The organism is Streptomyces sp. Y1 (assembly GCF_041053115.1).
GTDB lineage: Bacteria > Actinomycetota > Actinomycetes > Streptomycetales > Streptomycetaceae > Kitasatospora > Kitasatospora rubellomurina.
In genome coordinates, this window is record NZ_CP163445.1 from 1843653 (window position 1) to 1865619 (window position 21967).

Annotated in this window: 14 protein-coding genes and 4 pseudogenes; 12 read left to right on the plus strand and 6 right to left on the minus strand. The window is 68.0% G+C overall.

The genetic code is table 11. The features are described from left to right. Positions 1-93 precede the first annotated feature (93 nt). Both AB2U05_RS07685 and AB2U05_RS07690 read left to right on the plus strand, forming a co-directional pair. Positions 94-303 (plus strand): annotated as a pseudogene (locus AB2U05_RS07685) (Arm DNA-binding domain-containing protein); the annotation flags it as partial. Further along, on the plus strand, positions 304-726 hold the full coding sequence (locus AB2U05_RS07690; RefSeq protein ID WP_369186066.1) for a hypothetical protein: 423 nt from the start codon (positions 304-306) through the stop codon (positions 724-726). It abuts the pseudogene before it with no gap. Between the two features lie 23 nt (positions 727-749). Here the strand turns inward: AB2U05_RS07690 and AB2U05_RS07695 are convergent, their stop codons facing one another. Beyond that, entirely contained in the window at positions 750-1211 is a 462-nt protein-coding gene (locus AB2U05_RS07695; protein WP_369185920.1) for an SMI1/KNR4 family protein, read from the minus strand. A gap of 80 nt (positions 1212-1291) precedes the next feature. Here AB2U05_RS07695 and AB2U05_RS07700 point away from each other — a divergent pair. Further along, positions 1292-2172 (plus strand): IS5 family transposase gene (locus tag AB2U05_RS07700; protein ID WP_369182839.1). Its coding sequence is split into 2 segments (ribosomal slippage): positions 1292-1664 and positions 1664-2172, totalling 882 coding nucleotides; the frame shifts between segments, so codons are not numbered across the junction. 107 nt (positions 2173-2279) lie between these two features. Here the strand turns inward: AB2U05_RS07700 and AB2U05_RS07705 are convergent. Beyond that, positions 2280-2768: a hypothetical protein gene (locus AB2U05_RS07705; RefSeq protein ID WP_369182840.1), complete on the minus strand. Its 489-nt coding sequence runs from the start codon at positions 2766-2768 to the stop codon at positions 2280-2282. Here AB2U05_RS07705 and AB2U05_RS07710 point away from each other — a divergent pair. The 4 genes and pseudogenes from AB2U05_RS07710 (at position 2756) to AB2U05_RS07725 (ending at position 4549) form a co-directional block, all read left to right on the plus strand. Next, complete coding sequence (locus AB2U05_RS07710; RefSeq protein WP_369182841.1) at positions 2756-3295, plus strand: winged helix-turn-helix domain-containing protein; 540 nt, start codon at positions 2756-2758, stop codon at positions 3293-3295. The genes AB2U05_RS07705 and AB2U05_RS07710 overlap by 13 nt on opposite strands. Beyond that, positions 3220-3399, plus strand: a pseudogene (locus tag AB2U05_RS07715) (IS630 family transposase); the annotation flags it as partial. The gene AB2U05_RS07710 and the pseudogene AB2U05_RS07715, both read left to right, overlap by 76 nt. An 86-nt stretch (positions 3400-3485) precedes the next feature. Then, positions 3486-4025, plus strand: coding sequence for a winged helix-turn-helix domain-containing protein (locus AB2U05_RS07720; protein WP_369182841.1), 540 nt, complete (start codon positions 3486-3488; stop codon positions 4023-4025). Then, the gene (locus AB2U05_RS07725; protein WP_369185921.1) at positions 4022-4549 is read left to right on the plus strand and encodes a transposase; all 528 of its coding nucleotides are present in this window, start codon (positions 4022-4024) and stop codon (positions 4547-4549) included. The genes AB2U05_RS07720 and AB2U05_RS07725 overlap by 4 nt, the downstream gene beginning before the upstream one ends. A 17-nt stretch (positions 4550-4566) precedes the next feature. Here AB2U05_RS07725 and AB2U05_RS07730 read toward each other — a convergent pair whose 3' ends face one another. Further along, a complete protein-coding gene (locus AB2U05_RS07730) occupies positions 4567-4773 on the minus strand; it encodes a hypothetical protein (RefSeq protein WP_369182842.1) in 207 nt (68 codons plus the stop codon). Positions 4774-4921: 148 nt separating this feature from the next. Between AB2U05_RS07730 and AB2U05_RS07735 the strand changes: the two are divergent. Continuing rightward, positions 4922-5740: pseudogene (locus tag AB2U05_RS07735) on the plus strand (IS5 family transposase); the annotation flags it as partial. 49 nt (positions 5741-5789) lie between these two features. Continuing rightward, on the plus strand, positions 5790-6212 hold the full coding sequence (locus AB2U05_RS07740; protein ID WP_369182843.1) for a hypothetical protein: 423 nt from the start codon (positions 5790-5792) through the stop codon (positions 6210-6212). Here the strand turns inward: AB2U05_RS07740 and AB2U05_RS07745 are convergent. The 3 genes from AB2U05_RS07745 to AB2U05_RS07755 all read right to left on the minus strand — a co-directional run bounded on the left by AB2U05_RS07745 (position 6204) and on the right by AB2U05_RS07755 (position 18787). Further along, positions 6204-6485, minus strand: coding sequence for a hypothetical protein (locus AB2U05_RS07745; protein WP_369182844.1), 282 nt, complete (start codon positions 6483-6485; stop codon positions 6204-6206). The genes AB2U05_RS07740 and AB2U05_RS07745 overlap by 9 nt on opposite strands. Before the next feature lie 66 nt (positions 6486-6551). Further along, the gene (locus AB2U05_RS07750; RefSeq protein WP_369182846.1) at positions 6552-7088 is read right to left on the minus strand and encodes an SMI1/KNR4 family protein; all 537 of its coding nucleotides are present in this window, start codon (positions 7086-7088) and stop codon (positions 6552-6554) included. Between the two features lie 35 nt (positions 7089-7123). Further along, positions 7124-18787, minus strand: a complete 11664-nt coding sequence (locus AB2U05_RS07755) for a LamG-like jellyroll fold domain-containing protein (RefSeq protein ID WP_369185922.1) — start codon at positions 18785-18787, stop codon at positions 7124-7126. Positions 18788-19058: 271 nt separating this feature from the next. On the opposite strand from AB2U05_RS07755, the gene AB2U05_RS07760 reads away from it, so the two are divergent. The 3 genes and pseudogenes from AB2U05_RS07760 to AB2U05_RS07770 all read left to right on the plus strand — a co-directional run bounded on the left by AB2U05_RS07760 (position 19059) and on the right by AB2U05_RS07770 (position 21807). Then, a complete protein-coding gene (locus AB2U05_RS07760) occupies positions 19059-19595 on the plus strand; it encodes a hypothetical protein (RefSeq protein ID WP_369182847.1) in 537 nt (178 codons plus the stop codon). A gap of 958 nt (positions 19596-20553) precedes the next feature. Then, positions 20554-20763 (plus strand): annotated as a pseudogene (locus tag AB2U05_RS07765) (Arm DNA-binding domain-containing protein); the annotation flags it as partial. After that, a complete protein-coding gene (locus AB2U05_RS07770; protein ID WP_369185923.1) occupies positions 20764-21807 on the plus strand; it encodes a tyrosine-type recombinase/integrase in 1044 nt (347 codons plus the stop codon). Positions 21808-21967: the final 160 nt, after the last annotated feature.

Below are 21967 nucleotides of genomic sequence, written 5' to 3' on the forward strand. Positions count from 1 at the left end.
TCGCGCACCGCCCCGCACGCTCTGCCGCCACACCCGACACGGCAGCCACTCTTGCCCCAGAGGCACCACCCAGTCCGAGAGAAGGGGAAGCTCATGGGACAGCGTGCGCAGCGTGGTCGGGTGTACCGGCGGTGTGGTTGTTCGGACGGTCACGGGAGGCAGTTGGGTCCGTGGTGTGTGCGGTTGTTGGAGGAGGCGGGTCACGGGTCGTGGACGTACTGCGTCGACCTGGCCCCGGAGGACGGGAAGCGAAAGACCCGCCGGCGGGGCGGGTTCGCCAGCCGTGCGGAGGCGGCCCGGGAGATGAGGGCGGTGCTGGACGGTGAGCTGCGCGGGGTGTACGAGGACCGGCGCACGACCGTGGCGAGTTTCCTGCGGCAGTGGCTGGCCGTGAAGAAGGAGGAGCTCGCGCCGAACACGTACGCCGGCTACGAGGCGTGCGTGGAGCGGGGCAAGGTCACCGTCTACCGGATCGTCTCCACCCTGCGCAACGCCCTGAACGCCGCGGTGCGCGCCTGGGGGCTGCGCTACAATCCGGCCAAGCACTCCGTCCCGGCCCGGCCCCGCGCCGCCGAGCGCACCTGCTGGACCCCCGACGAGGCCGCCACCTTCCTGCGCCACAACGCCGAGCACTACGCCGACCAGCTGACCGACCTGTTCGAAGTCATACTCGGAACCGGCATGCAGCCGGAGCTCGCCGGCCGAGTCAGGAGGTCAGCCCGCTGAAAACCGTACGTACACCGTGCGAGTCAGAGCGGCTGCCGCCAGTTGCGGTAGGCATGCAGGGGCTCAGCGAAGCCTCTGTCGCTGAACGGGTTCGGCAGCGTGCCGCAGAGGGTGCCGAGGAGGAATTCGCCGAAGCCCGCCTCGAAGCGGATCCAGCGTTCCTCCCCAAAACGGGGCTGGCGCTTAAAGACGACGACATCCCAACTGTCCGGCTCCCGGGTGTCGCAGAGCCAAAAGACCACGTCGCCATTGGAGGTCCTCGCGAAGGGGAGAAGCCTCCCTTCCTTCAGGTCTTCCGGGGAGGTTCCAGTAGGGACCAGCTCTTCTCTTGGGTCGAAATCCAGTCCGTCTACGAGGTCGCCGTACGGGGAACCGGCCACCGGCGGCGTGCTGACGCCGAGATACTCGTCCAGCTCGCCGCCGCCGTAGAGCGCGACGAAGTCGCGGTAGTCAGCGGGTAGCCGCAGGCCTGTAGCCTGTGCCAGCTCATCCCAATCGACAGTGTCGCCTAGGGCCTGTCCGGCGGATCATGTGACTTTTCCATGCCGGGCTCGTTGTGCCCGGCATGGGGCGGGGTGATCTGACGAACGATGAATGGGCCCGACTGGCACCGCATCTGCCGGGGAGCGGTCGACGGGGCGGGCGCTGGAACGACCACCGCAGAGTGATCAACGGGATCCTGTTCCGGCAGCGCACCGGTGTCCCGTGGCGAGACCTTCCGGAGCGTTTCGGCAGCTGGAAGACGGTCTACGAGCGGCACCGGCGATGGTCCGCAGACGGCACGTGGGACAGGATCCTGCGGGCCGTCCAGGCCGATGCCGACGCGGCGGGCCGGCTCGACTGGAGCATGGTGAGCGTGGACTCCACCTCCTGCCGGGCCCATCAGCACGCCGCCGGAGCCCGGAAGACGCCGCCACGCGTCCCGGGAAAAGAACGACGCCCCGGCAGCACCGCCCCGATGAAGGACTCGGGCGTTCCCGGGGCGGGCTGACGACGAAGATCCACCTGGCCGGCGAGGGCGGGCGCCGCCCACTGGGCCTGCTGATCACGCCGGGTCAGTGGGGCGACGCCCCTCAGCTCATACCGGTCATGGAGCGCATCCGCGTCCCGCGCCCGGGCGGTGGGCACCCGCGCACGCGACCTGGCCGGGTGAGCGGCGACAAGGCGTACAGCTCCCGCCGTAACCGCTGCTACCTGCGCAGACGCCAGATCAAGCACACCATCCCGGAACCTCGGGACCAGCGGGCGAACCGCCGCCGTCGCGGCAGCAGGGGCGGGCGCCCACCCTCGTTCGACAAGGAGGCCTACAAGCGCCGCAACGAGGTCGAGCGCACGATCAACCGACTCAAGACCTTCCGTGCCGTCGCGACCCGCTATGACAAGCGGGCCTACGTCTTCCACGGCACGGTCACCGTCGCAGCGATCCGTCTCTGGCTCCGACCATGATCCGCTGGACAGAACCTAGCCCGTTCGAATCCCCGAGTAGGGCTGAGAGGCGCGTGATGGTCGGGTGGACCATGTCGATGTCTCCTCCTTGGGGTCGCGCGGTTCGGTCAGTCACCGTACTGCCCGGCATCCTCCCCGGTGCCGCTATGGATCGACTTGCCGAGATTCTTCCAGCCGCTCCCTGCGGTGTAGATCAAGTTCGGCGTCTTGCCACGGTCCGCGCCGATCAGATGGCCGTCTTTGTCCCAGGCAATGTAGGACATCTCGATCTTGTATGGCACGTTCCGGTTGCCCTCGTAGTACAGGATCACCTCGTAGAGCACCGTGTTCCCAGCGTCGATCTGACTCCTCACCTTGTCCTCGAAGGTCAACATGCTGTCCATGGGGCCCGGGTCGGAGCTGCTCGGTTTCTTCTTCCCAACGTAGGAATTGGCGTCGCTGCCACAGGTGACCAGGTTGGCCGGGTTGGTGCCGGATCCCGACAGCTGAGCCCCTACTGAAGTTGAATTGGTGATGTCGCTCGCATGGGTGAAGCAGTAGCGTTCGCCCGCCGGTGGAGGGTCGGTCCCGGTAGTCGTGTGCTGTGAGGTATGCACAGGGCGGCGGTTTGACCGACGCGGAGAGGGCCGCGCGGGAGCGGATCCGGCAACAGGCCGTGGAACGCTTCGAGCGCGGCGAGAAGAACCGGGAGATCGCGGCCGCACTGCGGGTGAGCGTGCGGTCGGTGGAGCGCTGGCGCCGGCAGTGGCGCGAGGGTGGTGCGGCGGGAATCTCCTCGAAGGGCTCGCCTGGTCGCCCCAAGCTGTCCGACGCCCAGATCGCCCGCCTGGAGCGGGAGTTGGAGCGTGGTCCGCTGGCCCACGGCTGGGAGGACCAGCGGTGGACTCTCGCACGGGTGAAGACGCTGATCGGCCGGCTGTTCCACGTCTCCTACACCGTGGAGGGCACCTGGGCCCTGCTCAAGCGGCACGGCTGGTCCTGGCAGCAGCCGGCCCGCCGGGCCATCGAGCGCGACGACGCGGCCGTCGAGTTGTGGAAAAAGGACACGTGGCCGCGGGTAAAAGCGCCGCGGCGGCCCGCGGGGCCTGGCTTGTCTTTGAGGACGAAGCCGGGCAGTCGATGAGGCCGCCGCGCGCCAGAACTTGGGGCAGGCTCGGCTGCACTCCGGTCGTGCGGGTGCGCGGGCGGGGAGCCGGCCGGGTCTCCATGGCGGGGCTGAGCTGCTACTGAAGTTGAATTGGTGATGTCGCTCGCATGGGTGAAGCAGTAGCGTTCGCCCGCCGGTGGAGGGTCGGTCCCGGTAGTCGTGTGCTGTGAGGTATGCACAGGGCGGCGGTTTGACCGACGCGGAGAGGGCCGCGCGGGAGCGGATCCGGCAACAGGCCGTGGAACGCTTCGAGCGCGGCGAGAAGAACCGGGAGATCGCGGCCGCACTGCGGGTGAGCGTGCGGTCGGTGGAGCGCTGGCGCCGGCAGTGGCGCGAGGGTGGTGCGGCGGGAATCTCCTCGAAGGGCTCGCCTGGTCGCCCCAAGCTGTCCGACGCCCAGATCGCCCGCCTGGAGCGGGAGTTGGAGCGTGGTCCGCTGGCCCACGGCTGGGAGGACCAGCGGTGGACTCTCGCACGGGTGAAGACGCTGATCGGCCGGCTGTTCCACGTCTCCTACACCGTGGAGGGCACCTGGGCCCTGCTCAAGCGGCACGGCTGGTCCTGGCAGCAGCCGGCCCGCCGGGCCATCGAGCGCGACGACGCGGCCGTCGAGTTGTGGAAAAAGGACACGTGGCCGCGGGTAAAAGCGCCGCGGCGGCCCGCGGGGCCTGGCTTGTCTTTGAGGACGAAGCCGGGCAGTCGATGAGGCCGCCGCGCGCCAGAACTTGGGGCAGGCTCGGCTACACTCCGGTCGTGCGGGTGCGCGGGCGGGGAGCCGGCCGGGTCTCCATGGCGGGGCTGAGCTGCTACAAACCCGGTCAGCGATCCCGGATGTTCTACAGCTTCCACGTCTACCGCGGCCGCAAGGGCGAGAAGAAGGGCCTGACCTGGCAGGACTACCGGGACCTGCTCATCCGCGCGCACATCCAGCTCGGCGGCCCGATCGTGCTTGTGTGGGACAACCTGCGCGCCCACCTGATGCCGCCGATGCAGGAGTTCGTCCAGGCGAGCATGGACTGGCTGACCGTCTTCCAACTCCCCTCCTACGCACCGGACCTCAACCCGCAGGAGGGCGTCTGGTCGCTGGTCAAGCGCACCATCGGCAACCTCGCCGCCGCCAACCTCGACCAGCTCGCCCGAGCCGTCAAGCGCAGCCTGAAGCAGATCCAGTACCGCCCCCACCTCATCGATGGATGCCTCGCCGTCACTGGCCTGATCATGGACGGTTGATAACCCACGGACCGACATCACGAATTCAACTTCAGTAGCACGTGACAGGCGTTCACATCGCTGACCTTCCCACCCCACCAAGCAACCTGGTTGCGGGCCCAGTCGTAGCCGGCAGGCTTGGTGCCGTTCTTCACGTCTGTGCTGGTGCCCTGGTGCGACTTCAGGTACGAGCTGTCCACGCAGGCCGTGACGCCGGTAGCGCGCCCCCCATTGGCAACGTCCACCTGGCCATAGTTGACCCAGCCCGCGCCATCGCACTGGCAGTTCTGAGAGGGTGTTCTGCGAGTCTTGGGCGGTTCTCGTCGTCCTTGAAGGCAGGTTGTCCGGTTCCGGTGCTTCACAGCGGGCCGTCGGCGCGGTGTGCTGATGGATGTGGGTGAGCGTCCTGCGTACCCGAGCGACCTGTCTGATGAGGCCTGGGGCCTGATCCGGCCGGTCCTCACCGCGTGGAAGGCGAAGCATCCCTCGGTCAGCGGCCATACGGGCCGGTACGAGATGCGGGAGATCGTGAATGCGATCCTCTACCAGGCCCGCACCGGCTGCCAGTGGCGCTACCTGCCCCACGACCTGCCGCCCAAAAGCGCCGTGTACTACTACTTCGGAGCATGGCGCGACGACGGGACCGCCGAGACCATCCACGACCTGCTGCGCTGGCAGGTCCGCGAAAGCCGCAGGCGACACGAGGACCCCACCGCGGTCGTCCTGGACTCCCAGACCGTGCGGGCCTCGACGAACGCCCCGAAGGACACGACCGGGCTGGATCCGGGAAAGAAGAGCCCGGGCCGCAAGCGGAGCATCGCCACCGACGTGCTCGGCCTGGTCATCGCCGCCGTCGTGGTCGCGGCGAGTGTCCACGACAACGCGATCGGCATCGCGCTGCTGGACAAAGTCGTCCGCGCCGCGCCCACCGTGACCAAGGCATGGACGGACGCCGGGTTCAAGAACGCGGTCGTCGAGCACGGCGCCCACCTCGGCATCGACGTCGAGATCGTCCAGCGTGAGCCCGGCACACGAGGGTTCACACCGGAGCCCAAACGGTGGGTGGTCGAGCAGACGCTGGGCACTCTCATGCTCCACCGCAGGCTCGCGCGGGACTACGAGGCGAAGCCGGCCAGCTCGGTGGCGGTGATCCACTGGTCCATGACCGACGTGATGCTCCGCCGCCTCACCCGCGCCGCCACCCCGACCTGGCATGACCCGCCACCCTGGCGTCCGGCACCTGTGACCAGCGGGAGCGTCGATGAGGGAACTCCTGGACAAGATCGAGTCCCGGCAGCAGCTCGTCCTCGAGACAGCCGACCAACTACGTGAGCAGATCGCCCGTCTCGCCGAACAACTCGCAGCCGCCGAAGACACCTTGAAGCGACTGCAGATCACCCGGGAGACCATCCTGGAACTGGCCGCCGAGGACGAGACGGGGCCACCCGAGGCGCTGCCTCCCGGATACTGCGCGATCCTGGCGGCCATCGAGACAGCGGGAGAAGGACTCCGTGCCAAGGACGTCTGCCGAGCCCTCGGCCTCGGCACCGAGGCACGGCACACCGAAGGCACCCGCGCCAAGCTGAAACGCCTGGTCAGCCGCGGCATCCTCACCGAACCCGAGCCCGGCCTCTTCACCCTCACCAACCCGGCACCGGCCACCCCAGAGGCCAACTCAAGCTGAACCCCGAAGGCTCACAGAACACCCTCTGACGTCGGCGCTTGTCTTCTCCCCCCGGTCTCCGGGGCGCGGAGCCGGAATTGGCTTGGGCTCCGGCTCGGTGAGGAGGTCGATCAGGGCATCGCCACCGGCGACGAGGCCGGGACCGACTGTGGTGACGATGCCGACGACGGCCGTTGCGCCTTCAGCGACCACGGTGGTCACGACGGCGGTGACGACTGCGACGATGGTGTCCGTGGAGAAGTCGAACGGGCTGGGGTCGGCGTTGGGGCGCACTCGCCAGAACCGTTGGCTGGACACACCCGCGAATCACCAGACCGGCTACTGGTGCGCCTGGCTGCGTTACGCATCCCTCCAGTTGATGAACTGCTGGCTCGGACGCCCCCAGAGGGAGAGGTCACTGAGCGGGCACTCGTCCAACTCTCCTGCAAGCAATCCGACCAGGAAGTCGACCATCCCAACGTCGTGGACAAGCCACTTCCGCTCGAAGTCGCTCCATACCACGACCGGCCAGCGGTCTGAGTCGGGCCCGATGGCGAGCCAGCAGAGTGCATCGGCGGCATCGCTGTGCCCCCAACCGATCAGTGCCGAATCGTCAACCACCTCCGCCGGCAGGCCTGCGCGAGTCCGGCCGAACGTGAAGCGGGCCTCCTCGGTCTCCTCCGCCACATCGGTTGGGCGCTCGCCCGGCCCACTCACGGATACCGGATGGGCCACACCAAGATGGTCGCTGATCGTACCCGCCCCATAGAGCTCGATGAACTCGCGGTAGTCGGTTGGAAAGCGCCGGCCGAGGGCCGCTTCCGCAGTAGCCCAGTCGATGCTGTCCCCGCCGGTTGCTGGGGCAGGCATCATCGCCTTTAGCCTGTCAAGCCTCATTGGATCTCCTTGTCATCAGAGTGATGGATCAACGGTCAGGGCTCACTGCCGACCGGAACCGGCTGGCCGGTATCAGTGTGCGTCACCAACCCGAGGTTCCGCCAACCCTTACTCGGGCTGAGGATCATATTGGGCACCACCTCGTTGAACCGGAGGCCGGGTCGACCATCGGGATACATTCCTTGAGCAGACATCTCGTAGGAGACGGGGACGGTTCTGTCTCCATCATATTTTGGAACCACCTTGTAATGAACGATCTGCCCGCCATCTATGGCCTCCCTCGCCTTATCCTCCCAATAGTTCATATTCTGCGGGATAGGACCGAACTGAGGCTGCTTCACATAGGTATTAGCGGAACGCGAGCAGGTCGAGATGTTCCGAAGGTCGGTGCCCGAGCCGCTCAACTGGCTGCCGAGTACGTGGCAGGCGTTGATGGCCTGGCTGGCGTTCAGGCCGAGCCAACCCGCATACCTCTTGGCCCACAAGTATCCGGGAGGTGCGACCTTCTCGACATCGGTCCGGGTGCCCTTGTGTTCGGGGTCAGCTAGGTATGCGGTGTTCAAGCATGCCTCGACACCGGTAGCACGGCCGCCGTGTTCAGCATCGGAGTCACCTAGGTCGACCCAGCCCTCGCCACCGCGCAAGCAGTTGTCGTCCCGACGCTTGTCTACTCCCCCCGGGTCTCCGGGGCGCGGGGCCGGAATCGGCTTGGGCTCCGGCTCGGTGAGGAGGTCGATCAGGGCGTCGCCGCCGGCGACGAGGCCGGGGCCGACTGTGGTGACGGTGCCGACGACGACCGCTGTGCCTTCAGCAACCACGGTGGTCACGACGGCGATGCCGACTGCGACGATCGTGTCCGTGGAGAAGTCGAACGGGTTGGGGTCGGCGTGGGGGCGCTCGTGGTCGTTGATCGGGCGGATGTCCGCTGGCGGCTTAGGCCGGGGCAAGGTGGGGCCGGGATGTGTGCGTGGAGCGGGTTGCTTGCGGCCCGGACCTGGGTGGCTGCGGCCACCACCTCCGGAACCATCGCGGCCGGGGAGCAGGCCAAGGCTTTCGATCGGGATCTCGCGCGGTATGGGGGTCGAGGCCCTCCCACTGCTGTAACCCGGGATCTCCGGATCATCGGGCCAGCCATGTTCGAACCCCGGGGGTATGTTCTTGTCGAACAATTCCCTGAGCGCCGGGGGGAGGTCCCACCCATAATCCTCCGGCTCGGGGATGCACACGAGCGGGATTCGAAAGGGCACAAAACGTCGGAGAGTCTGACAGGGACTGTGCCCGGACGGGTCGGTCGAGTCGGTCGGGTCGCCGTTGCCATAGGTGAACCGGTTCCCCTGGGCGGACGGGCTGGTGCCCAGTTGCCGGGAGTCACGTGAGGCGAAGGTACCACTGCCGGGCCGGTACCAGCGGGCGGCCATGTTGACGTCGCCCGAGGTTGGGTCGGTCCACCCGCTCTGGTAGCCAATCGAGTTGGTGGCCCCGGCGCTGGCCGTGGGCTTGCCGAAGGGGTCGTAGGCGGTGGAGCCTGCGACGCCCTTGGCAGCCGGGTCGATGGTGGCGACCACGTCGGTGTGCTGGTCGCTGATCACCAGGCGCGGGTTCGGCGTTGCGCCCGTAGTGGCCGTGCCGAGGAGCCTGCCGCCGGGGCTGCGGGTGTAGCTGGCCGTGCCGTCCGTGACGACGTTGTTGGAGCCGCCGTCGTAGGTCAAGGTGGCGTTTCCTGCTTGGGCGACGCGATCGGTCGAGTCGTAGGTGTAGGTGGACGTTCCTTCCTTGACCATCCGGTCGAAGCCGTCGAACTGGACGTCCTTGGGCTGGGAGCCCTGAGCAGTGCTGCCTGCAAGGGTGCCACGGGCCGAGTAACTGTACGCCGTGGAGCCGTCGTTGAGCAGTTCGTTGCGCTCGTCGAAGGTCGACGTGGCGCCCCCGGCCGAGGTCCGGTTTCCGGCCGCGTCCCAGGCGTACGCGGAGGCGGTAGCGCCGTTGTTCCACGAGGTGAGTCGCCCAGCCAGGTCGTAGCCGTACTGGTTGGTGGCGGCCCCTGCCGTGCCGGTAGTGGTCTTGCTGGTGATCCGGTTGTTGAGGTCGTAGCCATAGCCGATCGACGCGACGGCCGCCCCGCTCGGGTTCTTGATGGTGTCGTCGCGCAGCCGGCCGAGGTTGTCGTAGCCGTAGCTGCGGGTGCCGCCGGTACCGTAGCGCTCGGTGGCCAGGCGCCCAGCCGTGTCGTAGTCGTACCCGACCGTGGTACCGGTCAACGGGTCCGTTGCGCTCGTGACTTGGCCGGCTGCGTTGTAGCCGAAGGAGGTGGTGCCCGCCGCGTCGGTTCGGGCGGTCATCCGGCTGTCGCCGTTGTAGCTGTAGTTGCTGGCGCCGCCGGGGCCGGCGGAGGTGAGCAGTTGGCCGCGGTCGTTGTAGCTGTAGGTGTCGGGAGTGGCGCCGAGGGTGCCGGCCGATGTGAGGCGGCCGGCGGCGTCGTAGCCGAGGGTGCGGTTCGGGGTCGCCACCTCCGCTCCAGTGGCGGTCTCCTGGGTCAGGTTGCCCGCGCCGTCATAGCTGCGGCGGCGGACCACGCCTCCGGGCTCGGTCAGGGTGACGGCTCGGCCGGCGGCGTCATAGCTGGTGGTGAACAGGCTTTCGGCGGCGGTCGGGTGGGCGCTGGTAGGAGGCTCGACGGTCGATTCGGGGAGGCCGAGGCTGTTGTAGGTGTAGTAGACCGGGATGTTCTTCCCGTTGGTCCAGCGGGTTTTGCGCCCGCCAGTGTCGTAGCCGTAGGAAGTGGTGATCGTCTGGCCGGCGGCGACCGGTTCGACCTGCTGGACGATTTGCCCTGCCGGGTTGTAGCTGAACTGTCGTGCGTGTGCAGCGATGTCGGCGCTGGTCGCCACCTTGTCGGTGGCGCTGAGGACGTTGCCTTCCAGGTCGTACGTGGCGTACTGGGTGGCCACGGCTGCGCCGATGGTGTCCAGGTCGGTCGTGCTCACCGTCCGTCCCAGCCTGTCGTACCCGGTGACGGTCGTGGTGCCGTCTGCTTTGGTCACCCGGCCGGCACGGCCCAAGCCGTCGTAGGCCTGGCGGACGGTGAGGCCTGCGGGGTCAATGGCGCTGAGCACCTGGCCTGCGGCGTTGTAGGTGGCCTTGCTCGTGCCGCCGCCGGGCGTGGTGGAGCTGAGCTGGTTGCCCGCGTCATCCCAGGTGAAGGTGGTGGTGTAGGCGGCCGCTGCCGGGTAGCGCTCCAGTTGGGTGCTGGTGATGCGCCGCCCGAGGTCGTCGTAGGTTGACTGGCTGACCGCGCCCGTGGGACCGGTGGTGGCGAGCAGTTCGCCGTCCAGGTCGTAGGAGTTGGTGACGGTCGGGGTGCTAGTACCCCCGGATGGTGGGAGGGTGGTCTGCACCACGTTGCCGGCCTGGTCGTATCGCATGGTGCGGGTCAGCTTGAGGCCGGTCGGGTCGATGACGGTCGTGACGGGCCGGCCGAGCGCGTCATATTCCGCCGTCGAGGTCGGGGTGATCGTGGTGCCGGACTGCGGGTCGGTGTAGGCGGCACCAGCCACGGCTACCCGGTTGCCGTCCAGGTCGTAGGTGTAGGTGACCGTGTTGCCCAGCGCGTCGACCTGGGAGGTCGACTGGCCGAAGGTGTCGTAACCCATCCGGCCGATCGGCCGGACCTGCTGCGACTTGCTGCCGCGGCTGGTCGGGTCGAACGACTCCGCGCTGACCAGCGGGCCGGTGGTGACCGTAGGCCGGCCGGCCTCGTCGTAGGCGACGCTGCTGGTGTAGGCGGCCGGGTCGGCGCCGACCGCGTTCCCGTTCGGGCTGATGGTGCTGATCCGCAGACCGCGGCTGTTGTAACCGTTCACCACCACCGAGTCGGCGGGCTGGTTGCGGGCTGTCTGCTTGAGCACGTTCCCGGTGACGTCGTAGGCGTAGTCCGTCTCGGTCGAGCTCGTGTCCGCGCCGCCGGTACTGACCACGGTGGTCGGGCGATTCGCAACGTCGTAGGTGTACACGGTGGTGCGGTTGAGGCCGCCGGGGTCCACGGTCGTCCGGATGACTCGGCCGGCCGCGTCGTAGGCGGTGGCGGTGGTGGTCTTGCCGCCGCCCGTCACCTGCTGAGCGAGGTGGCCCGCGTCGTCGTAGGTGTTCTGCTGGAGCACCACGTTGCGCAGCGTGCCGTCGGTGTTGTGGTAGCCGTCGAGGTCGATCTCGGCGACGGTGTTGTCGTCGTTGTAGTACGTGTGGGTGGTGCGGCCCATGCCGTCTGTGTCGGTGGCGAGGCGGCCTGCGGGGTCGTAGGCACGGGAGCCGATGACCTGCCAGCGCGGTGCGGTCGGGGTGGCGCTGCTTCCGGTGTAGTTGGTGATGGCGGTCTGCTGCAGCTGCCCCATCGGCGAGTAGCTGTAGCTGTAGGTGGTGCCGGCCGCGTCGGTCCGGGTGGCGGTGTTGCCGTAGCGGTCGTAGGTGAACGAGGTGAGGTGGCCCCCGGCGTCCTTGACCTGCTTCACCCGGCTGGTGTCAGGCTCGTACGTCCAGGTCGTGGTGCGTGCCTGGTCACCGCCAGTGGTGTCGGCGACGGTACGGCTCACCTGGTTGCCGTCGATGTCGTAGGCACTGGTGGTCTGCCGGGTGTGTTTGGCACCCGTGACAGCGTCGGTGGTGTACGGCTCGGTGCGGGTGACCTGGTTGCCTTGGCCGTCCCAGGTGTAGTCGGTCTCCAGCGTCCGGGGTGCGGTGATGGTTCCGCCCGGGCAGTCGTCGCAGTTGAACGACTGGCTGATGGTGCGGCCCAGGTTGTCGTAGCCGTAGCTGGCCTTGGGCCGAAGTGGCGAGATGACGGAGGCTACGTCGCCGTTGTTCTGGTAGAGGTATGTGGTCTGTTGGTCGGCGGGGATGTTGTTGGGGTCCGGGTAGGCCACCGGGTCGAGCAGGCCGGTCTGGCTCCGAACCAGTCCGATCGGGACCGTTCCACCGTTCACGGCCGGGGTGGACGCGTTGGTGCGCAGGGTGTAGCTGACCCGGCCCTTGGGAAAGTCCGGCGTCGCCGGGAGGGTGGTGGAGGCCAACTGACCGTAGGCGTCGTAGGTGTAGCGGGTGGTGTACGTGGTGTCGCTGGGGCCGGAGGACCGGGCGTCGCTGGAGGTCAGGATCTTGTCGTTGGCCAGGTTGAACGGGTTGCCGGCGTCGAGGTAGTAGGTGGCGTAGCTGGTCTGGCAGCTCCCGGCGCCGCGGCAGGTGGTCCGGGAGACGGTGTTGCCGCGGGCGTCGTGCCCGGTGGTGATGGTGTGTCCGTTCGCGTCGCTGACGGCGTAGAGGTAGCCGGCGGTGTCGTAGCTGTAGCGGGTGGTGTTCCCATAGCCGTCGCTACGGGAGAGCAGCCGGGAGGAGCGGGTGTCGTACTGGTAGGTCAGCTTGTAGCCGGTCGGGTCCGTGACGATCGCGGTGGTCACTGGTGTGGCGGTACCGCCGTTGCCCATGGCCTTGTAGTGGGCTGCCACCGTGGCAGCGTCGATCCGGCTGGTGTAGTAGGAAGCCTCCGCAATGTTGCCCGCGAAGTGGTCGGAGCCGCCGCCGGGCCAGCCCGGACTGGTAGTGCCGGCACCGAGGTAGACGTACGGGGTGCCATTGAATGTGATCTTGCGCCCGCTGGTGTCGGAGGCGCTGGCCTGTCCGTCGATGTAGATGGTCTGGCCGCTGTCGTCGGCGGCAAGGACCACCTGGTGCCACTTGCCGTCATTGACCGTCCGGTCGGAGGTCATGACGGTGTTCGGGCCCATCCAGAACTCGCCGTGGATTCGGCCGTCCGAACCGACGTACAGGGCAGGGTTCCAGCTGTTCCCCAACGGACCGCCCACCGGGAAGTCCTGGTAGCTGTACAAGGGTCCACCGCTCGTGGTCTTGAACCACAACTCGATACTGGCCGGCCCCCGGACGGGCGCGGCGTCGGCCGGTAGCTGGATCTGCGAGGTGGTGCCGTTGAACACGGCCGACCTCTGGTTGGGGTCGCTGGAGGGGCCGTTGCCGTTCAGCAAGACGTCGGTCAGGTTGCCGCTGTTGACGTCCGGACGGGCGGAGCCCAGTTGGCTCGCGGCGTACCAGGATCCGGACGGATCGTTGAGGCGCCAGTAGCCGACTGCGCTGTCCTGGATCTCCTCGGCGCGGTAGGCGCTCGCGGCGTCCAGGCCGCCTACCACGGCTGCGGAGGTCGCGCGGTTGTAGTGGGCGGAGACCGTGTCCTTGCTGAGCGGGTAGCGGAAGATCGAGAAGTCGGCGATGGCACCGTTGAAGTAGCCGACCTGGTCCGAGGGAGGGTTGGGCCAGCCACCGCCGGTCCAGCCGGCGCCGAGGTAGGCGTAGGCCGAGCCGTTGTAGGTGATGGGCAGCGCCGTGGTGCTGGTCGCGGTGGGGGCGCCGTCCAAGTAGAGGGTCTGGCCGTTGCTGTCGCCTGCCAGGGCGACGTGGTGCCAGGCTCCGTCCGTGACGGTGGAGGACGAGACCAGGGCGTTGTTCGCCGAGCCGGTCCACAGGGCGCCATAGAGCTTCTTGTCCGAGCCGATGTAGAGCGCCGGATTCCAGCGGTCGGTCGATCCGTTCGGCTTTCCGTCGATCGGGAAGGACTGGTAGCTGTACAGCACGCCGGGGGCGGTGGTCTTGAACCACAGCTCGACGGTGGCCGCGCCCCAGTGCTTGGGCGCGGTGTTGGGGGGAAGTTGCACGTAGGCGTTGGTGCCGTTGAAGCCGGTGGCCGTCGAGGTCCCGGAGGCCCAGGGGCCGGTCTGGCAGCAGGTGGTGTTGTGGTTGGTGCCACGGTTCTGGGCGAGCGCGGCCGAGGAGATCAGCTCGGCGGCCTGGTTGCCGGCGGTGTCGCCGAGACGCCAGTAGCCGGTGGGCTTGCCGTCCACCACCGCGGCGTCGTACTGGGTGGCGTCGGCGGTGGTGGCGAGCCGGTAGAGCGCGGAGACGGCGGTGGCGCTCAGACCGTGCGGGTACGCGGCTGCGTCGGCGAGCTGGCCCTTGAAGTGGCCCGCCCGGTCGGCCGGTGCCTGCGGCCAGCCCCCGGTGACGTTGCCCGCGCCGAGGAAGACGTGGCCGGTGCCGTTGGGAATGATCGTGCCATTGAGCGGGCCGGCGGCCTGCGTGCCGTCGAGGTAGAGGGTTTGGCTGCTCTGAGTGTCGGCGGAGATCACCGCAAAGTGCCACTTGTTGTCCGTGACGGTGGCACCGCTGGCCAGGGTTGGTGCGGCATCGCCCATCCACAGCTGGGCGCGCAGCTTGCCGTTGCTGTCGACGTACAGGGCCGGGTTCCAGCGGTCGGTCGTGCCGTTGGGGGTGCCGTTGACCGGGAACGACTGGTACGAGAGCAGCACGCCGGCGCGGTCCGTACGGAACCACAGGGCGAGCGCGCCAGGACCGTTCTGCGGGGCGTAGGCAGCGGGCAGTTCCGCCCAGGAGGTAGTGCCGTCGAAGGACGCGGAGCCGGTCGAGCCGGTCATCGGGCCGGGTGAACCGAGGTCGACGTTGGCGTAGGTGCCGTTGTTGGGGGTCGGTCGTGGTGTGTAGACCTGGTTGGAGGCCTGCGCGCCGGCGCCGTCTGACAGCCGCCAGTATCCGTTTGGCCGGGATCCCATGACCGAGCCGCGGTATTCCTGGGAGGAACCGGTCACGGTCGGCTGCTCGAGCGACCAGGTGCCGCCGTTCTCGTCGGTCACCTTGGCGGCCCGGTCGTTGACGGTGTCGTAGGTCACGGCCAGCCGGGACTTACCCGAGGGAAGCTTGATACCGGAGAGTTCGACCGACTGCTGGCTGCCCGCCTGCCACAAGGACTTGACGGCCGGCGCCCCCAGGGCCCTGTTGTAGAAGGCGACGTCGCTGATGCTGCCGTTGAAGTAGTTCGCCTGGCCCGGCTGGCCGTACGGGTTGTCCGGCCAGCCGGAGCTGAGGAAGCCGCCGCCGACCGCTTCGGACCGCTGTCCGGGGGCGATCACGGCTCCCGGGAGCGTGCCCTGCGCGTCGCCGTCCAGGTAGAGGGTCTGGGTATTGCCGGCCGCCGAGAGCAGGGCGAAGTGCCACTTGTCGTCGTTGACCGGATTCTTGGAGTCGATGGTGTTCGACGGGCCGTTCCAGAACTTGCCGTGCAGCTTGCCGGACCGGCCGACGAACAGTGCGGGGGTGTAGTTGACCGGGGTGGTTCCGTTCCCCGGGAAGGCGTCGGCCTGGTAGCTGAACAGTACGCCCCAGCTGGTGGTCTTGAACCAGAGGCCGACCGAGGTGTACGAGGAGGTGTCCAGAACACTCGACGGGAGCCCGACGAAGCCGGAGGATCCGTCGAAGGTCGCGGCCGTGGCACCGGAGGCGGTAGGCCCGAAGGCGGTGGGGCCGGGCGTGCCAAGGGTGACACCCGTGCTGGAGTAGCGTGCGTTGTCGTTGCCCTGGTTCTCGGCCACCTCGCTGGCGGCGGTGCTGCCCGACTTCTCCCCGAGGCGCCAGTACGAGGCCGGCGCGGAGTCCAGGACCGCCGAGCGCAGGTGCGATCCGGTGCCGTAGGTGTAGGTGGTGCAGGATCGGGCGGTGTTCCCGCCGGTCGCCGGTGCGCAGACCTGGTCCAACTGATCGAGATTGCTGGTGTTGTACGTGTAGGTCCAGGCCTGGGCGGTGTTCCAGTCAGCCCCGGTCGCCGGGTCGGTGTAGACCTTCGCGACGTGCCGGTTGCCGGTCGTCCACTCGAAATGCAGCACCCGGCTCGACGATGTGTCCTTCACCGTCGTCAGAACGCCGTTGGTGTAACTCAGCTCCTGGGTGCGGCCGACCGCGTCGCGCACCAGGGACAACGCATAGCCGTCGCCCGAGACGACGTGGAACTCGTAGCGGGTACCGTCCTTGGCCATCAGGTCGAACCCGGCAGCGACCTTGGTGAGGGACTGGAACTCGCCCGATGGCGGCGTGTACAGGGCACCCTTGTTCGGGTCGGCCCCGAAGCGGGCCGCCCGGCCGCTGGCGGTGGTGAGGACGACAGAGTCGGTGCCGTCGTTGTCGGGCTGGACCCGCATGTCGAAGTTCGAGGTCCAGCCGTTGCCGAACAGCGTCGACGCGCGCGGATCCAGGGAGTTGTACGAGCGGTTGACCGTCAGCGCCGGTCCGATGCTCTTGACGTCCGCGTCGGTGGCTGCCGTGGTGTAGTTGCCGACCTTGGCGTCGAAGGGACGGCCGGCCCCGTCGCCGACCGCACCGCCCAGGTGGGAGGTGATCACCGGCTGTTGGACCTGAGTGGAGAAGGAGACGGTGCTGGACAGCGGGCTCTCACCGATGTGGTCGCCGACCTTGACGTTCCATAGGTAGCTAGTGTTCCAGGCGAGTTTGCCGGTCGGTACCGCCCACGAGGTGCTGGACTGCCAACCCGATTCGGCAATGAGCTGCGGGTCGCCCGACGACGGGTTGGTGTAGACCCGGAAGTCGTAGTCCAGCCCCGTACCGGGATAGTTGTCCGGGTCGTGGCCGGTGGCGTAGAGCTGCGGGGTGAGGTTGCCGACCACGGTGTTGTTGGGTGGCGCCAGTACGTCCAGCTGGGGAGCGGTGTTGGCCCCGGAGACGGTGTTGCAGGTGCCGAAGGGTATCGAGTGGGAGTCGTGCAGGGACGTGGTTCCGCCGACGTACCCGTCCCAGCAGAGGTAGTAGGAATGTCCGAGCGGCAGTGGCGGGATCACCCCGTTGACGGTCACGGAGTCATAGGTCTTGACCAGCCCGGAAACGCCGGTGAGCGGAGCGTTGAACCATTGCTCGTTCCAGTTCGAGTCGAACAGGCGCGCCTTGACCTGCATGCTCTGCGAGTTCCACCAGTTGGCCGCCATGTTGGTCAGGGTGACCTGCTGGTAGCCGGGCGTGTTGTAGGTCGGCGGCATGTAGCTGCCGGCCGGAGCGTAGGTCGCCGCCCAGTCGCTGTAGACGATCGACAGGTAGGGCGGGTAGGCGCTGTTGGCGCTGGAGAACTTCTTCCAGTGGTTGGAGTCGGTGGTGCTGGCCGTCAGCGCGAGGCCGTAGTTAGCGCCGCCGCGGGCCCAGCTCTCGACCAGTTGGACGCCCGGGTCGTTGTGGCTGCGCCCCAGGTCGATGGGCTCCCACATCGCGCCCCCGCACGTGTCGCCCGCGGAGAAGCTGGCGGTGCCCACCTGCTGACCGATCGATACACCCGGGTAGGTGTTGATCGTCGCCGGGTCCCACCCACTGGTGATCTGGTTGACGTACACCGGGTGCGGCGAGCACTCATACGAATGCGTGTTGTTCAGGTTGAGGCTGACGGCGTGCAGGTAGTCGTTCTGTAGCGCGCCGGCCACGCTGGGGAAGTAGAGGTAGCTGTTCACCTTCGAGGCGCCGCCGTCTGAGGTGCCGATCCGCAGTAGTGGGTCGGTTGAGAAGTTCGCGGTCTGGTCTGACCGGACGAAGGTCGACTGGCCGACGCCAATGGACGTGGTCGACGGGTCGACGGTGATCGGGAAGACACGCCTGGGATCGTGCAGCCAGGTTTCGTCCAGGTCCATCTGCAGAGCGGGAACGCCGTTCTGATCGACCAGGCGGTAGCGGACACCGTCGCTGACCACGCCGTCGCCGGAGGCCGGGTCGACCTTCGCGTCCATCATGAAGCCGCGCGGAATCGTCAGCCGAACCGCACCGGAGGCATCCTTGAACTGCACCTCGCCGGCCGGCCCGATCGCCGGGGTCAACCCGGTGGCGTGCAGCGGGAAGAGCCAGCTCGTCGGGGCGGTCGCATCATGCAGGACCAGCGATTCCTTGATGCCCTGGGCAAGGCCGTTGTAGACGACGTCACTTGCGGGGCGCGCGAGTGGGTAGGTCAAGGTGTCGCCCTGGACGACACCGCGAACCGATGCCGCGCCCTGCAGGCCGTAGGAGACCGTGTGCCCGGAGTCCAGGGACCAACTCACGACCGAGGGATCATCGGACTTGACGGCAAAGGTGGCCTGCTGGCTGTTGGCCTGCTCGGCCCAGCGACCGGAGCGGTCGAGCGAGAAGTTGGTGTTGATGTCGCCCCAGCTGCCGTCTGCCTTCCGGTAGTGCACGGGCCGGGGGTACACGCGCAGAGTCCTGGTACCGTCCGGGTTCTGGTAGACCGAGGTGCTGTCGGTCCGGGCACCGGTGACCTCGGTGCCCTCGGCGGACGGCGCCGGGGAGCCGGCACCGGTGACCGCGTCGTTACGGGCCTGGAGGTCCTGCGCCGAGGGCACCGCGGACTTGGCGTTGCGGTTCTTCGCCCCCTTGTCGTCCTTGGTGTCATTCTGCGGTGCGGCAGCCTTCGGCTGCGCCGGGTCGCCGGACCGTGGACTGCCGGGCTTGGCATCACCGGGGCGGTGTTCCAGTGACGGCGGCGGGGTGACAGCCTCGCCCCTCACCTGGGTCTTGGGTTGCCCGTCGCCCGAGGGGTGAGTGGCGGTATCTCCCGCCACCGCTCTGGTCTCGGGCAACTCGCCTGGGCCCGGCTGGTGAGCGGTCCCCCCGGGAGCGCCGCCGTCCTTCTTGGTTTGCGAGGAGGAAACCGTGTGGCCCCCCTGGCTCGGGTCACCACTGAGCTGTTGCGGGGTGTTCAGAGTGGCCGTCCGGGCCGGCGCATTGGCAGCAGTGAACGCGCTCGCCTCCTGAGTGCCGACCGTCAGCAGGACACCCAGGGCCGTGATGAACGCAAGCCAGCGACGCATGACCAATCCCCCACAAATACCGACGAAGCAGCCGAGTCTCCCCTGACTCCGGCCCGCCTCCTTCCTATCCGGCTCAAGCCCTTTCGGTACAGATCAAAATCGACAACCCCATGGTCAATTGATGGAAATACCTCCCATAATGCCCGCATATGATCTTCAGACTTTTTTCATGTTCTTTACCTGGCGAGAGAAACCGCTGGGCGAAGCTTGACGTCACCGCTGGACTCCGTCGTCCACGCCAACGACCACTACGCGCCAGGAGCAGCCCGTCATGATGTTCCCCACCAGCCCGCACGTGCGCTGGGCGCTCGGACTCGTCTCAGCCCTGACCGTCGCCACTGTCGTCGCGCTGCTCACCCTCGGGACAGACGACACGGCGGACAATCGACCGGCCCCGGTCACGCCTTCAAACATCGCCGGACGCCGCACCGCCTGCCTGACCGGCGACACCACCGAGGCCGGCAATCGGACTGACACGAGTACGATCTGGGCAGCCCTCCAAGAGGCATCCCAGCAGGGCAAGTTGAATGTCCAACAGCTATTCCCTGCAGCCACCACCGCCGACCAGGCGCTTCCCTATCTCGCCGGACTCGCCGCTCAGCATTGCGACTTGATCGTCGCAGTTGGCCCCACCTTCGGGCAGGCACTGAATGCCGCAGCCAAGGCCAACCCGCACACTTCATTTGTCGCCGTGACCGTCGAAGGACAGCCCTCGCCCTCCGGGGTCGCCACGATCACGGGCAGCGACACCGACAAAGCGGCCGAAGTCCGCCGCCAGGCGCTCGCACTGCCCTCTCCTGGGCACTGAGCCGTAGAGCCGCCGACGAACACGGGCATCCACGGCTGCCGGCCCCTCCACGAGGAGGACGACGACCTCGACGGCGTAGGCGGCATTGACGGCGATGCGCAGGACTGGACCTATGAACAGGCCAAAACAACACCGGTGCCGAAGCCGCGAACACATGGCCCAGCTCGTCCGCGAAGCCGAAGCCCACCGCGACCGACTCGTCCGACCAACGCGCCCGACCGCATGAGCAGGCACGCCCGCCCGCAGGGTTCCCCAGGCCCCGTCCGAGCGCGGGCAGGTCGGCGCATGCGGAGCGTTCCTCCGAGGCCCCGGCCACCCGCCCGCTTCGACCAGGCGCCGCCCTTGGCCGGCTCACCTGACCCACCGTTCACCCACATGACCTCCAGGTCGAGAAACTGATTAGTGTCGGCATCATCCGCAGAGGTACCGAGGCAGCCGTCTGCGCATCGGTACGCCCAGGCGAGGTCCCACCGAGGGACGCGGGTCAGAGCCCCAATTCCGCATTGGCGACCGCATGGTGATCGCAGTCGATCATCCGGACGTGGAACCTCTCCAAGGCCGAGACGGCCACCCGTCTGGGGCTTGGGAAGGGCGATCCGACCGGGCCGGGGACGCCGTTCGATCGGCCACCAATCGCTAGTCCGGCTCGCCTGCCTAGACCCCGATCGTGTCAGTCGGCGGAGCGGAATCAGACGTCTCGGCGGATCAAACCGGCGCTCTGCAGTAGACAGGTCGACGACATCGGCCTGCCTGCAGCACTGGTTCCTGCGAGCGGATCACGGTCGCTTACCCACCGGCTGCGGATCGTGATCTTCCGGGCGGTGTGTCGTCTTGAGCGTGTCTTCGCTGTCTGGTTCTGAGTGCTTCGCGCACCGCCCCGCACGCTCTGCCGCCACACCCGACACGGCAGCCACTCTTGCCCCAGAGGCACCACTCAGTCCGAGAGAAGGGGAAGCTCATGGGACAGCGTGCGCAGCGTGGTCGGGTGTACCGGCGGTGTGGTTGTTCGGACGGTCACGGGAGGCAGTTGGGTCCGTGGTGTGTGCGGTTGTTGGAGGAGGCGGGTCACGGGTCGTGGACGTACTGCGTCGACCTGGCCCCGGAGGACGGGAAGCGAAAGACCCGCCGGCGGGGCGGGTTCGCCAGCCGTGCGGAGGCGGCCCGGGAGATGAGGGCGGTGCTGGACGGTGAGCTGCGCGGGGTGTACGAGGACCGGCGCACGACCGTGGCGAGTTTCCTGCGGCAGTGGCTGGCCGTGAAGAAGGAGGAGCTCGCGCCGAACACGTACGCCGGCTACGAGGCGTGCGTGGAGCGGGACCTGATCCCCGCCTTCGGCCACTACCGGCTGCCCGACCTGCGTCCCAAGCACATCGAGCGCTGGATCGCCGCCCAGCGCAAGGCCAAGCGCGGCAAGGTCACCGTCTACCGGATCGTCTCCACCCTGCGCAACGCCCTGAACGCCGCCGTGCGCGCCTGGGGGCTGCGCTACAACCCGGCCAAGCACTCCGTGCCGCCCAAGCCCCGCGCCACCGAGCGCACCAGCTGGACCCCCGACGAGGCCGCCACCTTCCTGCGCCACAACGCCGAGCAGTACGCCGACCAGCTGACCGACCTGTTCGAGGTCATGCTCGGCACCGGCATGCGCCGCGGCGAGGTCCTCGCCCTGCACTGGTCGGACGTCCACCTCATGGACCGCAAGCTCTACGTCCGCTGGACCCTCGCCGCCATCGACAACGGCAAGATCCACCTCCGCGAGCCCAAGACCGAAGCCAGCCGCGCCTGGATCAGCCTCTCCCCCAGAGTCATGGCCGCCCTCCACCGCCAGGCCGCGATCCAGATGAACGCCCATCCGGACGGCCGGCTGGAGGGGCTGGTCTTCGGCCGCCCGGGCGGATCGCCGCTGCGGCCCCAGTGGGTCCTCGACCAGCTCCGCAAGCGCACCACCGAACTCGGCCTGCCCCGCATCGGCCTTCACGACCTGAGGCACACTGCGGCCAGCATCATGATCGCCGAGAACATCCCCATCGCCGTCGTCTCCAAGACCCTGCGCCACTCCACCATCGCCGTCACCATCAACCTCTACGGCCACCTCCTCAAGGACTCGGCCGACGAAGCCGTCACGGCACTCGCTTCCGCCCTCGACCGGGCGGACGCCGAGATGGCCAGCCAGCCCGGCTCATCGGTCGGCCACCACTTCGGCAAGGCGGCGTGAGCGGTCGGGCGTCAGGCCCTCGGACCCGGCTGCTGATCGGCCGGGTCCGAGCCACTGGACTCCGTGGCCGGTGATCTTTGATCTTGGTGGGCGTGAGTTCGAGTACCACAGCCTCGCTACTCCGCAGCAGCGACTGACCAGTGTGGTGCGCCGAACTCCA